The organism is Kineococcus halophytocola (assembly GCF_041276425.1).
In the GTDB taxonomy this organism is placed as follows: Bacteria; Actinomycetota; Actinomycetes; order Actinomycetales; family Kineococcaceae; genus Kineococcus; species Kineococcus halophytocola.
The window spans coordinates 1-15,321 of record NZ_JBGFTU010000010.1 but is presented as its reverse complement, the minus strand read 5'-3'; the positions used below and the strand labels follow the sequence as shown (position 1 = coordinate 15,321).

14 protein-coding genes and 1 rRNA gene are annotated in these 15,321 nt (G+C 77.1%); 1 reads left to right on the top strand and 14 read right to left on the bottom strand.

Annotation, left to right across the window (positions count from 1 at the left end; genetic code table 11):
* Nucleotides 1-9 precede the first annotated feature (9 nt).
* From AB2L27_RS10080 to AB2L27_RS10020, 13 genes are read right to left on the bottom strand one after another with little or no spacing between them, the layout of a single operon-like run.
* On the bottom strand, nt 10-684 hold the full coding sequence (locus AB2L27_RS10080; RefSeq protein ID WP_370441339.1) for an NUDIX domain-containing protein: 675 nt from the start codon (nt 682-684) through the stop codon (nt 10-12).
* Nucleotides 681-2,411 (bottom strand): CTP synthase, encoded by a 1,731-nt coding sequence (locus tag AB2L27_RS10075; protein ID WP_370441338.1) that lies wholly within the window; start codon nt 2,409-2,411, stop codon nt 681-683. Before AB2L27_RS10075 ends, AB2L27_RS10080 begins: the two co-directional genes overlap by 4 nt.
* A 34-nt stretch (nt 2,412-2,445) precedes the next feature.
* Complete coding sequence (locus AB2L27_RS10070; RefSeq protein ID WP_370441337.1) at nt 2,446-3,522, bottom strand: glycosyltransferase family 4 protein; 1,077 nt, start codon at nt 3,520-3,522, stop codon at nt 2,446-2,448.
* Between the two features lie 14 nt (nt 3,523-3,536).
* Nucleotides 3,537-5,162, bottom strand: coding sequence for a murein biosynthesis integral membrane protein MurJ (murJ, locus tag AB2L27_RS10065; RefSeq protein WP_370441336.1), 1,626 nt, complete (start codon nt 5,160-5,162; stop codon nt 3,537-3,539).
* A 7-nt stretch (nt 5,163-5,169) separates the two neighbouring features.
* Nucleotides 5,170-6,021, bottom strand: coding sequence for a hypothetical protein (locus AB2L27_RS10060; protein ID WP_370441335.1), 852 nt, complete (start codon nt 6,019-6,021; stop codon nt 5,170-5,172).
* Nucleotides 6,018-7,022: a copper transporter gene (locus AB2L27_RS10055; RefSeq protein WP_370441334.1), complete on the bottom strand. Its 1,005-nt coding sequence runs from the start codon at nt 7,020-7,022 to the stop codon at nt 6,018-6,020. The genes AB2L27_RS10060 and AB2L27_RS10055 overlap by 4 nt, the downstream gene beginning before the upstream one ends.
* Nucleotides 7,023-7,068: 46 nt before the next feature.
* Nucleotides 7,069-8,286 carry a putative cytokinetic ring protein SteA gene (steA, locus tag AB2L27_RS10050; protein ID WP_370441333.1) on the bottom strand — a complete coding sequence of 406 codons (1,218 nt, stop codon included), beginning with the start codon at nt 8,284-8,286 and terminating at the stop codon, nt 7,069-7,071.
* A 30-nt stretch (nt 8,287-8,316) separates the two neighbouring features.
* Nucleotides 8,317-10,140 carry a DNA repair protein RecN gene (recN, locus tag AB2L27_RS10045; RefSeq protein WP_370441472.1) on the bottom strand — a complete coding sequence of 608 codons (1,824 nt, stop codon included), beginning with the start codon at nt 10,138-10,140 and terminating at the stop codon, nt 8,317-8,319.
* A gap of 8 nt (nt 10,141-10,148) precedes the next feature.
* Entirely contained in the window at nt 10,149-11,117 is a 969-nt protein-coding gene (locus tag AB2L27_RS10040) for an NAD kinase (protein WP_370441332.1), read from the bottom strand.
* Entirely contained in the window at nt 11,114-11,926 is an 813-nt protein-coding gene (locus AB2L27_RS10035) for a TlyA family RNA methyltransferase (RefSeq protein WP_370441331.1), read from the bottom strand. The genes AB2L27_RS10040 and AB2L27_RS10035 overlap by 4 nt, the downstream gene beginning before the upstream one ends.
* 1 nt (nt 11,927) lies before the next feature.
* Entirely contained in the window at nt 11,928-12,149 is a 222-nt protein-coding gene (locus AB2L27_RS10030; protein ID WP_370441330.1) for a hypothetical protein, read from the bottom strand.
* 10 nt (nt 12,150-12,159) lie between these two features.
* On the bottom strand, nt 12,160-13,248 hold the full coding sequence (locus AB2L27_RS10025) for an HAD-IIA family hydrolase (RefSeq protein WP_370441329.1): 1,089 nt from the start codon (nt 13,246-13,248) through the stop codon (nt 12,160-12,162).
* Nucleotides 13,245-13,610: a tetratricopeptide repeat protein gene (locus tag AB2L27_RS10020; RefSeq protein ID WP_370441328.1), complete on the bottom strand. Its 366-nt coding sequence runs from the start codon at nt 13,608-13,610 to the stop codon at nt 13,245-13,247. Before AB2L27_RS10020 ends, AB2L27_RS10025 begins: the two co-directional genes overlap by 4 nt.
* 135 nt (nt 13,611-13,745) lie before the next feature.
* On the opposite strand from AB2L27_RS10020, the gene AB2L27_RS10015 reads away from it, so the two are divergent.
* Nucleotides 13,746-15,002: a DUF1015 family protein gene (locus AB2L27_RS10015; protein WP_370441327.1), complete on the top strand. Its 1,257-nt coding sequence runs from the start codon at nt 13,746-13,748 to the stop codon at nt 15,000-15,002.
* A gap of 135 nt (nt 15,003-15,137) precedes the next feature.
* Here AB2L27_RS10015 and rrf read toward each other — a convergent pair.
* A 5S ribosomal RNA gene (rrf, locus tag AB2L27_RS10010) occupies nt 15,138-15,254 on the bottom strand.
* Between the last annotated feature and the right edge of the window lie 67 nt (nt 15,255-15,321).

Below are 15,321 nucleotides of genomic sequence, written 5' to 3'. Positions count from 1 at the left end.
GCAGCACCGTCAGAGCTGCGGGGTGCTGAGCCCGGCGGGCCAGGGCGTGCCGGCCGGGCGCAGGTCCGCCCAGCCGTTCGCCTTCGCGGCCTGCAGGGCGAGCACGCCGATGACGCTGCCCGGGTTGGCCAGGCGACCCTCCAGGACCGCCCGGACCGCCTGGTCCAGCGGGACGCGCACGGGCACGAGGTCCTTCTCCTCGTCCTCGCGCACGTGCCGGTCGGCCTCGGGGACCGCGGACAGGCCGCGGGCCAGGTAGATCCGGTTGGCCTCGCTGGAGCCGCCCGGGGAGTTGAACCAGTCCGCCACGACCGCCCAGTCCGCGGCGAGGAGGTCGGCCTCCTCGGCCAGTTCCCGCTGCGCCGCCGCGAGCGGTTCCTCCCCGGCCACGTCCAGCAGCCCGGCGGGCAGTTCCCACAGGTCCCGGCGCACCGGGTGGCGGTACTGGCGCAGGAACAGGACGTTCTCGTCCCCGTCCAGGGCCAGGACCGTCACCGCACCGGGGTGGCGCTGCAGGTCGCGCACGACGGTCCCGCCGTCGGGCAGTTCGACCCGTTCGCGCACGACGTCCCAGATCCGGCCGTGGAACACGGTCTCGCTCTCGGACACCGTCCGCCGCACCGGGGTGTCGACCAGCTCGGCGCCGTCGACGACGGGGACGGGGAGTTCCTCCGGGAAGCTCACGCGGTCACGTCCGTCAGTTCCTCGGCGCCCGCGTCCTCGGGGGCCTCGGTCGGCTCGGGGTCGACGTCGATGAGCTGACCCTCGCGCTGGCGGCGCACCGCCGCGGCCACCAGCCCGGAGAACAGCGGGTGCGAGCGCGTCGGGCGGGACTTGAACTCCGGGTGGGCCTGCGTGCCCACGTAGTACGGGTGGACGTCGGCGGGCAGTTCGACGAACTCGACCAGCTCGCGGTCCGGGGACGTGCCCGAGAACACCAGGCCCTTCGCCGACAGCTGCGCCCGGTAGGAGTTGTTCACCTCGTAGCGGTGCCGGTGGCGCTCGGAGATGCGCTCGCTGCCGTAGGTGCCCGCCACGACCGATCCGCTCTGCAGGACGGCCTCGTAGGACCCCAGGCGCATCGTGCCGCCCATGTCCCCCTCACCGGAGACGATCTCGCGCTGCTCGGCCATCGTGGCGATGACGGGGTGCGCGGCGTCGGGCTCGAACTCCGTCGAACTCGCCTCGGTCAGACCCGCCACGTTGCGCGCGTACTCGATGACCATGCACTGCAGGCCCAGGCACAACCCCAGGGTCGGCACGCCGTTCTCGCGCGTCCAGCGCAGCGCCCCCAGCTTGCCCTCGATCCCGCGCACCCCGAAACCCCCCGGGACGCAGACCGCGTCGACGCCGTGCAGCTGCTTCTGCGCCCCCTCGGGGGTGGCGCACTCGTCGGAGGGGACCCAGCGGATGTCGACCTTGGCGTCCTCGGCGAAACCACCGGCCCGCAACGCCTCCGTCACCGACAGGTAGGCGTCGGGCAGGTCGATGTACTTGCCCACCAGCGCGATCTCGACCCGACGGCGCGGGTTGTGCACGCGGCGCAGCAGGTCGTCCCACGTCGACCAGTCCACGTCGCGGAAGCTCAGGTTCAGCTTGCGCACGAGGTAGGCGTCCAGGCCCTCGCGGTGGATGACCTTGGGGATGTCGTAGATCGAGGGGGCGTCGACGCAGGCGATGACGGCCTCGTCGTCGACGTCGCACATCGAGGCGATCTTGCGCTTGACGCCCTCGGGGATCTCCCGGTCGGCGCGGCACACGATGGCGTCGGGCTGGATGCCGATGTTGCGCAGCTGGGCCACGGAGTGCTGCGTCGGCTTCGTCTTCAGCTCACCGCTGGGGCCGATGTACGGCACGAGCGAGACGTGCACGAAGAACACGTTGTCCCGGCCCAGGCGCTGGCGGACCTGGCGGGCGGCCTCCAGGAACGGCAGCGATTCGATGTCGCCGACGGTCCCGCCGACCTCGGTGATGATGACGTCGATGTCCTCGCGGGCCTGCGCGCGCATCCGGTCGACGATCTCGTTGGTGATGTGCGGGATGACCTGGACGGTGTCGCCGAGGTACTCCCCGCGCCGTTCCTTGGCGATCACCGCGGAGTACACCTGGCCGGTGGTGACGTTCGCGGAGGCGTCGAAGCGGACGTCGAGGAACCGTTCGTAGTGCCCGATGTCGAGGTCGGTCTCGGCGCCGTCGTCGGTGACGAACACCTCGCCGTGCTGGAACGGGTTCATCGTCCCGGGGTCGACGTTGAGGTACGGGTCGAGCTTCTGCATCGCCACGCGCAGGCCGCGGGCGCGGAGCAGACGACCGAGGCTGGAGGCCGTCAGACCCTTCCCGAGGGAGCTGGCCACCCCCCCGGTGACGAAGACGTGCTGGGTCTGGGACTCGGGGGTGCTGCGGTTCGCCACGGGGTTCGAGCGTACCCGACGCGGCGGTGGGCCGTCAGCCGCGCGCGGCCCGGTGCACCCGGCGGACCTGCCCGAGCGCGTCGTCCTCGGTCGGCAGCTCGCCCGCGCGGGCGCGCGAGCGCTCGGCCCGCACCGCGTGCTCGGTGCGGTCCCGCACGAGCCGGCGCACCGCGGCCGCCAGGCCGGGACCGTCCCCCACGGGCAGGAGCACCGCGGCGTCCCCGGTCACCTCGCGGGTGCCGCCGGCGTCGGTGGCCACCACCGGCACCCCGGCCCGCAGCGCCTCCTGGACGAACACCGGCTGGCCCTCCCACGTGCTCGTGCTGAGGGCGACGTCGGCGGCGGCGAGCAGGTCGGCGACGTCCTCGCGCCGGCCCAGCAGGCGCACGGGCAGGTCCCGGGCCCGCACGCGCTCCTCCAGCTCGGCGCGCAGCGGTCCCTCGCCGGCGACGACCACGGGGGCACCGGCGCCGGCGGCGACGTCGAGCAGCGTGCCGAGCCCCTTCTGCGGGGCCAGCCGGGCCACCGCGAGGACCACCGGGCCCGGTCCCAGGACCTGCCGGCCGCGGGCGGGGTCCCCCACCGGCAGCGCGGGGGCGGGCACGAGCGCACGGTCGGCGACGGCGGCGCCGAGGCGGTGGGCGAGGGCGACGAGGTCGCCGGAGACGGCGAGGACGACGTCGGCGCGCCGGCACACGACGCCCAGGACCGCGGTGCCCAGCCGCGCCCGGGGCCCGGACCCCAGGACGGCGTTGTGCAGGGTGACGACGAACGGCACCCGCCGCCGGGTGCCGCCCAGGGCCAGGGCGGTGACGAACCCGGCCCGCACGCCGTGGGCGTGCACGAGGGCCCCCGGGAGGCGGCCGACGGCCCGTCGCAGGGCGGCGGCGGCCCGCAGGTCGCGCACGGGGTCCACCGAGGCCCCGATCTCCACGGTCGCGGTGGGCACGGGGGCCCGCAGGCGGGCCAGGGTCTGCGCGGGCCCGGCGACGCGGACGTCGACCCCCTCGGCGTGCAGGCGCGCGGCCAGCGCGCCGACGTGGCGGACGACGCCCCCGGCGCTGCTGCCGAGCACGAACAGGACCGGGCCCTCGGGCGCGGCTGGGGTCACGTCTCCTCCTGGGGTCACCGGCGGACCACCCGCCGGGCGGTGCCGGTCAGCGTGCGCAGGTCGGCGGGGGCGGCCAGGCGCGCGAGGAGGAACCAGACCACCCCGGCGAGCGCGGCCAGCGCGATCCCCTGGCCGACGGCGAGGGTCACGTGCGTCGTGCGCCACCCCAGGCCGACGAGCGCGCCCGCGGCTCCCGCCGCGGTCCCGGCGAGCACGGCGGCGAGCGCGACGCGGGCCAGCCCGCCGAGGGCGCCGGGGACCCGCCGGTGCACCTGCCGCAGCAGCAGCCCCCCGGCGACGGTCAGGCCCGCGCTGTGCGCGAGCGCCAGCGCCGAGACCACGTGGTCGGCCGGCACGGCCGACGGCAGGAGCAGGACACCGGCCAGGACGACGGCCCACCCGCCGACGGTCGCCACCGCGGCGCTGCGCCCGGCCCCCAGGGCGTACAGCGCCCGGGTCAGCAGCGCGACGAGCCCGTAGCCGAGCAGCCCGGGGGCGAACAGGACCAGGGCCAGGCCGAGGTCGCCGGAGCGCCCGGACCCGACCCGGCCGTGGACGAAGACGACCGCGACCGGCACCGCCACGGCCGCCAGGACGGCCGCACCCAGGGAGCTGACGAGCAGGACCGCCCGCACGGCCGGGCCCAGGACGGCACCGAGCTCGGCCCGGCCGGCGTCGGCGGCCCGGGCCAGGCGGGGGAAGACGGCCGTGGCCACCGGCACCGCCAGCACGGCGTAGGGCAGCAGGAACAGCGCCCAGGCGTAGCTCCAGCGGTTCACCGCCCCGGCCCCGGCGTCGTTGGAGACCGCGGTGACGGCGACGGTGACGACCTGCTGGGCCAGGAGCACCGCCAGCCCGGACAGGGCCAGGGACCGCAACCGGGCCCCGTCCCCGGGCGCCGGGCGCAGGGCCGGGCGCCAGCGGACCGGGCCGCGCAGCGCCGGCAGGTGGGTCAGGGCGAGGGCCAGGACTCCCAGGGTCGTGCCCCCGGCCAGGACGGCGATCCCCGACCGGGGGACGCCGTCCAGGTCCCCCTCGACCACGGCGGCCGGGACGAGGGCCCCGAAGACCAGGTAGGCCGCCCCGACGACGAGGCTGGAGACGAGCGGGGCGGCCGCGGGGGCGGTGAACCGCTGCTGGGCCTGCAGGACCCCGGCGAAGACGACGGCGACCGCGTAGAGCGGGACCTGCGGCAGGAAGACCCAGAGCATGACCGTGGCCAGCCGCAGCAGGGACCCCCCGCAGTCCGCGCCGGCCCCCTCGGCCAGGAGCAGGGCCAGCACGGGACGGGCCAGGAACGCCGTGAGCGCACCGACCACGACGAGCGCCAGCACGCTCAGGGTCAGCGCGGCCGAGGCCGTCCGGGAGGCCGCGGCGCGCTCGGCGGGGTCCTCGGAGGCCAGGCGCGAGGACAGCAGGGGCACGAGGACCCCGGCGAGGGCGCCGCCGGCGACGACCTCGAACAGGACGTTGGGCACCTGGTTGGCCGTCGTGTACGCCGTGCCCAGGCAGGTGTCGCCGACGGTCTGGCTGAAGGCGAAGATGCGGCCGAACCCGGCGACGCGGGCCAGGACGGTGAGCAGGGCCACGGACACGGCCGCGGCCGCGACGGACCGGGCACCGGCCCGGCGGGGGCTCACCCGCGGCTCACGGACGGCCGAGCCGGTCCAGCTCGCGCAGCAGCGGCTGGGCCTCGATGAGCCGGCTGAAGCTCACCTTCTCGGACGCCAGCGTGAGTCCCACGACGGCTCCCAGCGCCACCGCCCGGCCCGTCCGGTCCCAGCGGGCGAGGGCCGCGACGCCCAGGACGGCGCCGAGCGCGTTCGCCCCGGTGTCCCCGAGCATGCTGCGTCCGGCGAGGTCGTCGCGCAGGACGGCGGCGCACGCACCCGTGACCGCGCCGGCGAGCGGGCGGGCGTCCGGCGCCCCCGGGCCGGCGGTCAGGGACAGGGCCACCACGGAGGCGACCTTCGCGGCCCGGCCGGGTCGCAGGTCGAAGAGGTTGACGAGGTTGGCCGTCCCGGCCACGAGCGCGCCGCCGAGCAGGACGTCCAGCGCCCGGGCCGGGCCGCGGCCGCCGTGGGAGCGGCCGGCGACGGCGGCCGCGGCCAGCCCGGTGGCCCCGATGCCGAGCACCTTCCACGACCCCGTCGTGAGCCGGCCCCGGCGGGCCGCGGCCAGGTGCCCGCGCAGTCCGCGCGCGCCGCCCGAGCGGTCCTCGGGTCGTTCGGCGAGGTCGTCGAGGGCGCCGAGCCCGGCGGCCCCGGCGGCGGCGAGGACCGCCGCGGCCCGCCAGCCGGGGCGGGCGGCCAGGCTGCCCGCCGCGACGGCCGCGGCCGCGGTGGGACCCTCGAGCAGGGTCAGCCGGCGGCCGGCGTGGTTGACCCGCTCCCACCGGGCCGCCCCGCCGGGCGGGTGGCGCCGCAGCAGCCCGCCGGCGCGCACGGCGACCGTCGCGGCGGTCGCGGCGGCCGCGGCGGTGCGCAGGAGGGCGGTCACGTCGCGCTCACCGGGGCGGGCAGCGGCGGGCTGACGTCGGTCGCGGAGTCGGCGCTGCCGTACTGGCCGGCGCCGCCGGTCAGCTGCTGGCGCAGGGCCAGGACGGCGTTGATCCGGCCGATGGGCGAGTCCAGGTCGTCGACGCCGCTGACGGCCGCGCTCAGGTCCGCGTCCGCGCGCAGCACCGCCAGCGGGCCCCCGTCGGCCGCGGCCTCCGGCGGGCCGGCCAGGACCGCACCGGCGCCGGCGCCGTCCAGCTCGCGCAGCAGGGCCGTCCAGGCCTGCGCCGTCGACCCGCGCACCGCGTCGGTCGCGTCCGGGTCCGGCGCCCCGCCGACGACGAGGGCGAGGGTCGCACGCGCCGGGACGGGGTCGGTGCCGTCCTGCACGTCGACCAGGCCGGCCTCGGACAGGGTCCCCAGCACGGTGCGGGCGCTCTCGTCCGGGTTCTGCTCCGGGTTCTCCGACGGGTTCTCCACCGGGGCCGGCTCGGTGCTCACGAGGGCCTGGGCGAGGGCGCTCGCGAGCACGTCCTCGGTCCCGGCGTCGGGGGCCGGTGCGAGCGGGAGCTGACCGGCGAGCGCGGCGGCGGTCTCCCGGCGGTCCTCCACGGCGCTGCGGGCACCGTCGAACCACGCGTCCTGCAGCGTGACCCGGGAGGACACGTTCGCCCCCGCCGCCTGCAGCTGCTCGACGCTGGCGTCGACCTGGCTGGAGTCGGCCCCGGGCAGTTCCACGACGGCGACGCCGCGGCCGGCGAGCTGGCGGGCCAGCAGCGCCGGGGCCACGGCCTCGGCCCACGCGTCCTGCTGCTCGGTCGTCGCCAGCGCCTCGTCGCGCTCGGTGCGCAGCGCGTTCTTCTCGGTCGTGAGCTGCCGGACCTGGTCGGTGATGCCCGTGGAGATGCCCTCGTTGAGCGGCCCGGCGCCCAGCACGATGCCGACCGCGAGGGCGAGGAACACCGACACCAGCGAGACCACGTGGTACCGGAAGTCGATCACTGCAGATCCTGTCGTTCGGTGGTGCGGGTGGGGACGGTGGCGGCGGTCACGGGCCCACCCCGGGCAGCAGACCCACCACGCCCGCCCACGCGTCCTCCAGCCGGGCCCCGGTCACGGCCAGCACGGCCTGCCCGGTGGGGGTCACCAGCAGCGCCGCGACGAGGGCCAGGACCCCGGCCAGGACGAGGACGAGGACCTGCACGTCGGAGACGCGGGAGCGGTACAACCGGGAGACGCCCTTGGCGTCGACCAGCTTGCCCCCGACTCGCAGCCGGGTCAGGAAGGTGCTGGCCATGCCCGAGCGGCCCTTGTCGAGGAACTCCACGAGCGTGACGTGGGTGCCCACGGCGGCGATGAGCGTGGCGCCCTTGTCGTCGGCCAGCAGCATGGCGACGTCCTCGCTGGTGCCCGTGGCCGGGAAGACGACGGCGTCGATGCCCAGGGACCGGACCCGTTCGAGCCCGGGGGCGCGGCCGTCGCGGTAGGCGTGCACGACGATCTCGGCGCCGCTGCGCAGGGCCGCGTCCGAGACCGAGTCCATGTCCCCGACGATGAGCTCCGGCTTCCAGCCCGCCTCGAGGATGGCGTCCGCGCCGCCGTCGACGCCGATGAGGACGGGTTTGTACTCGCGCACGTACGGGCGCAGCGTGACGAGGTCCTCCTTGTAGTGGTAGCCGCGCACCACGATGAGGACGTGCCGGCCGTCGAGGTCGGTGCGGATGTCGGGGACGCCGACACCGTCGAGCAGCAGTTCCCGCTCGCGCCGCAGGTACTCCATCGTGTTGGCCGCGAAGGCCTCCAGCTGCAGCGACAGGCCCGCGCGGGCGACCTCCATGTCCGCGGCGACCACGTCCGCGTCGAGCCGGCGGCCGGAGGCGACGACGGCCCCCCCGACCTCCAGACGGTTACCCAGCAGGACCGCCGCCGCGCCCTCGGACAGCTCCGTCAGCAGGTCCGGGCCGACCTCGTCGAGCACGGGGATGCCGGCCTCGACGAGGATGCCCGGGCCGAGGTTGGGGTAGCGGCCGGAGGTGCTGCGGGCGGCGTTGACGACGGCGGCGGGTGCGCAGGCGACCAGCGCCTCGGCCGAGACGCGGTCCAGGTCGAGGTGGTCGATGACGGCGATGTCGCCCGGTCTGAGGCGCTTGGTCAGGCGCTTGGTCCGGCGGTCGACCCGGACGGTGCCGCGCACGGCGCTGGTGCCCGGCGCGGCGCCCCCGGTGGAGCCGGGCGCGGTGGCGCCGCGGTCACGTCGACGCCTCATCACTGGACCGTTCTCCTCACCCGCGTGCCGTCAGCTCCGTGCCCGTCGCGCCCCGCCGGTGTCCGGGGCGGACGTCGATCGTCCCACGCGGGCGGCACCGCCCCGCGCCGCACGCGCCGGGCGGGACCGCCCCGCGCGCCCGGCGGACGGTGCGGCCGTGGCCTCGGCCCGGCTGGAGCGCAGCAGCTCCTCGGCGTGGGCCCGTTCGGTGCCGGACCCGCGCCCGGACAGCATCCGGGCCAGCTCGCCCACCCGGCCCTCGTCGTCGAGGCGGACCACGCCGGACTCGGTCACGCTGCCGTCGTCGGTCTTCACGACCGTCAGGTGGGTGTCGGCGAAGGCCGCGACCTGGGCCAGGTGCGTGACGACGACGACCTGGGTGCTGCAGGCGAGGCGGGCCAGCCGGCGGCCGATCTCCACGGCCGCGCGCCCGCCCACACCGGCGTCCACCTCGTCGAAGACCATGGTGGGCACCGGCTCGGCCCCCGCCAGGACGACCTCCAGGGCCAGCATGACCCGGGACAGCTCACCCCCGGAGGCCCCGCGGGCCAGCGGTCGCGGCGCGGCCCCCGAGTGGGCGGCCAGCAGCAGCTCGACGCCGTCGCTGCCCCAGGGCCCCAGGTCGTTCCCGGTGTGGACGGCCACCTCGAGGCGGGCGCTGGGCATGGCCAGGGCGGCCAGCTCGGTCGCGACGCGCTCGCGCAGGTCCTGCGCCGCCGCCCGGCGCGCCACCGTCAGGCGCCCGGCGAGACGGCGCAGCTCCTCCTCCAGCTCGGCCCGTTCCCGGGCCAGGGCCTCCAGCCGGCCGTCGTCGTCGAGGTCGAGCAACCGCTGCGCGGCCTCCCGCGCCCAGGTCAGCACCCCGGCGACCCCCGCGTCCGGGTCGTCCGCGTGCCGGCGCACGAGCGCGGCCAGCTGCGCCCGCCGTTCCTGGACCGCCTGCAGCCGCAGCGGGTCGGCCTCCAGGGAGTCCGCGTACGCGGCGACGTCGGTGCCCAGGTCGGCCAGCAGGTAGGAGACCTCCGCCGCGCGCGCGGCCAGCGCGGCCAGCGCGGCGTCGTGCTCCCCCGCCTGCTCCAGGGCGCGCCGGGCCGCGTCGACGCGGGCGTCGGCCCCGCCCTCGCCCACCCCCTCCTCCCCCGGGCCCTGGCCGGTGACCGCCGCGTGCGCGGTGACCGCGGCCGCGCGCAGCACCTCCACGTGCGCCAGGCGCTCGGACTCCTCCCGCAGGGCGGTGTCCTCACCCGGCTGCGGGTCCACCCGTTCGACCTCGTCCAGGCCCAGCCGCAGCAGTTCGGCCTCGCGGGCACGGTCGGCGGTGTGACCGGCGACGTGGTCGTGCTCGGCGCTGACCGTCCGCCAGCGGGTGTGCAGCCGCTGGTACTCGGCCAGGTCCCCGGCGACGGCCGGGCCGGCGAAGGCGTCCAGCACCCGCAGCTGCTGCACCCCCGACCGGAGCCGGAGCTGGTCGGTCTGGCCGTGCACCGCGATGAGGTGCTCGGAGATCTCCGCGAGGACCCCGACGGGGGCGCTGCGGCCGCCGACGTGGGCCCGGCTGCGCCCACCCGCCGACAGCGTGCGGGCGAGCAGGAGCTCACCGGCGTCGACCTCGCCGCCGGCCTCCCGGGTGCGCGCCGCGACGGGCCCGTCCTCGGGGACCTGCAGGCGCCCCTCGACGACGGCGCTCTCGTCCCCGGCCCGCACCGCGCCGGCGTCGGCGCGCTCCCCCATGAGCAGGCCCAGGCCGGTGACGACCATCGTCTTGCCCGCGCCCGTCTCCCCCGTGATGACGGTGAGCCCGGGGCCCAGCGGCAGCCGCGCGTCCCGGATGACCCCGAGGGAGCGGATGTGCATCTCCTCGATCACGACCCGGCCCCCTCGCCGTGGTGCGGTCCGCGCGGCTCCCGCGGTCCGCGCCACCCCGTCACCGGCAGCCCGAACTTGGCCACCAGCCGGTCGGTGAAGACCCCCGTGCTCAGCCGCGCCAGCCGGATGGGCTGCGCCGAGCGCCGGACCTCCACCCGCGCCCCGGCGGGGGCCGGGAACGTCCGGCGGCCGTCGCACCACAGGACGCCGCCGTCGCCCATCTCGGGCAGCACCTCCACCCCCACGACCGAGTCGGGGGCGATGACCAGCGGGCGGGCGAAGAGCGCGTGCGCGCTGATCGGCACGACGAGCAGCGCCTCGACCTCCGGCCACACGACGGGGCCGCCGGCGGAGAACGCGTACGCGGTCGAGCCCGTGGGGGTGGCGGCGATGACGCCGTCCCCGCCGAAGCTGCTGAGCGGGCGGCCGTCGACGTCGACGACGAGTTCGAGCATCCGCTCGCGGTTCGCCTTCTCGACCGAGACCTCGTTGACGGCCCAGGAGGACGCGAGGACGGCGCCGTCGTGGACGACCCGCACGTCGAGCGTCATGCGCTCCTCGACCCGGTAGTCGCCCGCCGCCACGCGCGCGACCGTCCCGACGACCTCCTCGCGCTCGGCCTCGGCCAGGAAGCCGACGTGCCCGAGGTTCACCCCGAGCAGCGGGGTTTCGCTGCCCCGCACGATCTCGGCCGCGCGCAGGATGGTCCCGTCCCCGCCCAGGACGATGACGAGCTCGGCCGTGTCGACCGCGCCCTCGAGCTCGCACCGGACGACGAGGTCCTGGTCGGCCTGCGTGAGCGCCGAGGCCTCCTCGGGGGTCATGACCGTCCGGATGCCGGCCTCGGCGAAGCGGTGCACGACCTTCGTCAGCGCGGTGACGGCCTCGGGGCGGCCGGTGTGGGCCAGGACGAGGACGCTGCGCGCGCCCCGGGGGACGTCCGCGGCCGCCTGCCCGGCGCTCACGCGAGCCCCGCCTGCGGGCCGTCGGCGATGGCCCGGGCCAGGGCGTCCTCCTCCAGCGGGGGCGCGCCCGCCGCCAGGTGCAGGAAGTACTCGACGTTGCCGCTGGGGCCGGGCAGCGGGCTGGCCGCGACGCCGCGGACCCCCAGCCCGGCGTCGGCGGCCGCGGCCGCGACGTGGCGGACGGCGTCGGCGCGCAGGCCGGCGCTGCGCACGACACCGCCCGCGCCGAGCGCCTCGCGCCCGACCTCGAACTGGGGCTTGACCATGAGCACGTGCTCCGCGTCCTGCGCGGCGCACCGGACGAGCGCGGGCAGGACCAGGGTGAGGGAGATGAAGGACAGGTCGGCCACGACCAGCGACGGGGCCGGCGCAACGACCTCGGGGTCCAGGGTCCGGACGTTGGTGCGTTCCAGGACGCTCACGCGCTCGTCGGTGCGCAGCGACCAGGCGATCTGCCCGTAGCCGACGTCCACCGCCACGACGTGGTCCGCGCCGCGCCGCAGCAGGACGTCGGTGAACCCGCCGGTGCTGGCCCCGGCGTCCAGGCAGCGCCGGCCGGTGACGTCGACGGCGAACGCGTCGAGGGCCCCGACGAGCTTGTGCGCCCCGCGCGAGACGTACCCGTCCTCCTCACCGGCGTCCTCGACGACGATGGCCGCCGCCAGGTCGACCTGGGTCGCGGGCTTGAGCGCCGGGGTGCCGCCGACGCGCACCCGGCCGGCCCCGACCAGCTCCCCGGCGTGCTCGCGGGAGCGGGCCAGTCCCCGGCGGACCAGCTCGGCGTCGAGCCGGAGCCTGCGGGCACCCACGTCAGGACTCCGCGCCGGCCAGTCGTTCCCGCAGGGCGCGGTCGACGGCGGCGTAGACCTCGACGTGGTCGTGGACGCCGAGCGCGTCCAGCCCGTCCAGGCGGTCGAGGACGTCCTGCAGCGCGCGGTCCTGCTCGGCGGGGGCGCCGGCCCCGGGCCGGGCCGGGCCGGGCCGGGGGGCGGGAGCGGGCACGGAGGTCCTCTGGCCCACGGGTTCAGTCACGGGCGTCACGCTACAAGCCGGCCCGGACATCGCCCGACGGCACCACGAGCGCGTCCCGGACCGCGCCGGCCGCGGCGTCCAGCCCGTCCCCGGCGAGCCCCGCCCCGGCGTCGGCCACCGCCCACGACGCCTCCGCGGCCGCGCGCAGGACGTCGAGCCCGTCCGGACCGGCCTCCCCCGCCGTCACGGTGAGCCGCCCCCCGGTGACCTCGACGACGGCGTCCCGGCAGGTGGCCGCCGCCTGCCCGTCCCCGGCCCGCACCCGGACGCCGGGGTGGGTGTCGGCCAGGGAGCGCAGGTCGTGCCCGACGTGCGTGGGCCGCTCGTGAGGTGCCGCGGCGAGCAGCTCACGGACCCCCGTGACGCCGGTCAGGACGAGGAGCCCGTCGAGGCCGGCGGTCCGGGCACCCTGCAGGTCCGTGTCGAGCCGGTCACCGACGACGAGGGCGCGGCGGGCCCGCAGGCGCGTGACGGCGGCGTCGAAGAGGGCCGGTTCGGGCTTGCCGCACACCACGTCCGGTCCGCGCCCGGCGGCCCGGGCGACGAGGTCGACCAGCAGGCCGTTGCCCGGGGCGGGACCACCCGGCGTCGGCACGGTGGCGTCGAGGTTCGTGGCGATCCAGGGCAACCCGGACCGGACCGCGTGCGTCGCCTCGGCGAGCTGCTGCCAGCCGAGGTCCGGGGAGAACCCCTGGACGACGGCGACCGCCTCGTGGCGGTCCCCGGTGGGTCGCAGGCCCACGTCGGTGAGCGCCTCGCGCAACCCGGTGGTGCCGACGAGCAGGACCGGCGACCCCGCCGGGAACTCCCGGGCCAGGTGCTCGGCGGCAGCCTGCGCGGAGTTGACGACGTCCTGCGCGGTGGCCGGGACATCGAGGTCGCGCAGGTGGGCGGCGACGGTCGCCGGTGGCCGGGAGGCGTTGTTCGTGATGAAGCCGAGGCGGTGCCCCGCCTCGACCGCCGCCGTGAGCGCCCGCGCCGCGTGGGGCACCGCCTCGGGGCCCACGTAGACCACGCCGTCCAGGTCGAGCAGGAGGGCGTCGTGGTCGTGCAGCAGCGTCGCGGTGGTGGGCAGGAAGTGGGCGGCGGGGGTGCTCACGGGGTCTCCGGACTCTGCCGCGCGCGGAGGGTGGCGCGGACTTGTCGCAGGCGGTCGGCGTACTCCGGTCGGTCCGGGCGCATGGCGGTGGCCATGGCCAGGTGCTCGGCGGCGAGCCCGAACCGTCCCAGGCGGCTGAGGCTGAGCCCCAGACCGAAGTGAGCGTAGTCGTCGGCGGGACGGGCGGCGGCCAGGTCGCGGAAGCACTCCGCCGCGCCCGGGACGTCCCCGGAGTCGTACCGCGCCCGGGCGAGCGCCTCCAGGACGACGGTGGACCCGGGTTCCTCGGCGTGCGCCCGCGCGAGGAGGGTCGCCGCGGCGGCGGCCTCCCCGGCGGCGAGCAGCGCCAGCCCCCGCTGCAACCACTCGTAGGGTCCTCCGGACGGTCGGCCGGACGGTTCCGGTCCGGGCACGGCGCCTCCTCGCGGGATCGGGGTAGGGGTGCCGGGCCGCCGGGCGGTCGGCACCGTGGACACCCCGACCGTAGGATGCGACGGGTGGAGCCAGCACGCACGGGGGCGCGCGTCCCCGCGGGCGGCCCGGAGATCGGGTCGGAGACCGTGCTGGACGGCACCGACACCCCCGGACACCTCTCCGGCCCCGCGGCGCCGGCCCGCCCGGACGAGCCCCTGCTGCGCCCCTTCCCCGGCCTGCGCTACGACCCCCGGGTGGCCGGCCCGGTCGAGGACCTCCTGGCCCCCCCGCACACCGAGCTCGACCGGGCCCGGCGCGCGGCCTTCCTGGCGTCCTCACCGCACGTGGTGACGCACCTGGAACGGCCCGAGCACGGGACGGGCTCGACGCGGCCGCTGGTCCTGGACTGGCTCGACCGCGGCGTGCTGCTGCAGGACCCGGCCTCCTTCTACGTGGTCCGCCAGCGCGAGGCGTCCGGGGGGACGCGGCACTTCCTCCTGGGCACGCTGACGGTGACCCCGGACGACCGGCGCGTCCACCCGCACGAGGGGGTCTTCGAGCAGGCCGTGCTGGCGCGCCTGCACCGGCTGGAGGCCACCCGGGTCGACTCCGAACCGGTGCTGGTCGTGGACAGCGACCCGTGGCCCGTGGCCTGGTCCGGCCCGGAGCGTCTCGGCGATCGGGTGCTGGGGTCGGCGGGGGCGTTCGGGAGCGTGGACGTCTGGCGCGTGCGCGAGCCGGACGTCGTGGACGCGCTCGTGCAGGCCTCGGCCTGGCACCGCTTCCTCATCGCCGACGGGCACCACCGGTACGCGGCCGCCCTGCTGGCCGCGCGTCGCAGCGGGCGTCCCCAGCAGCTGCTGGTGGCCGTCGCGGACGAGTCCGTGGAACCGGTCGACGTCCGCGCGCTGCACCGCGTCCTGCCGACGGAGGCGGCGCAGTGCGTGCTGCGCGGCGCGGACCGGCGCCGGCGCCTCCCCGACCTCTCCCCCTCCGTCCTGCGCGAGGTGCAGGCCGCGCTGGGTGCCACGCAGGCCGTCGTCGTGCTGCCCGCCGGCGCAGAGGTCGTCGAGGGCTCGGCCCCGGGCGACGGGACGGTGGGCGCCGGCGCGTGGGTCGACGCCCTCGTCCGGGACGGGGGGACGCCGGCGGACTCGGTGCGCTACCAGTCCGACCTGGACCTGGTCCTGACCGAGGCGCGAGGTGCCGCAGCGGTGCTCCTGCCGCGCCCGACCATCGCCGGCCTCACCGCGCTGGCGGACGAGGGGGCGCTCATGGGACGCAAGACGACGTCGTTCCGCCCGAAGCCACTGGCCGGGACGGTTCTGCGCCTGCGCTGACTCCCCCGCACCCACCACACCGCCTCATCGCGGTTCTCCGGGGGCGCACCCCCCGGGAACGCAGAAGAGGGGAGCAGCCCCGCCCACAGGCGGTGCCACTCCCCTCCACCACGTACTCACTCACCAAAGATGAGTGGCCGGCGGTGACCTACTCTCCCACCCAGTCTCCCGAGCAGTACCATCGGCGCAGGTGGGCTTAGCTTCCGGGTTCGGAATGAGACCGGGCGTTTCCCCACCGCTATGACCACCGGACCACACAGGCCAGGATCGAACACAAGGGTTCTCTCCCGAGAACCACACAATGGACGCGAAACACTCG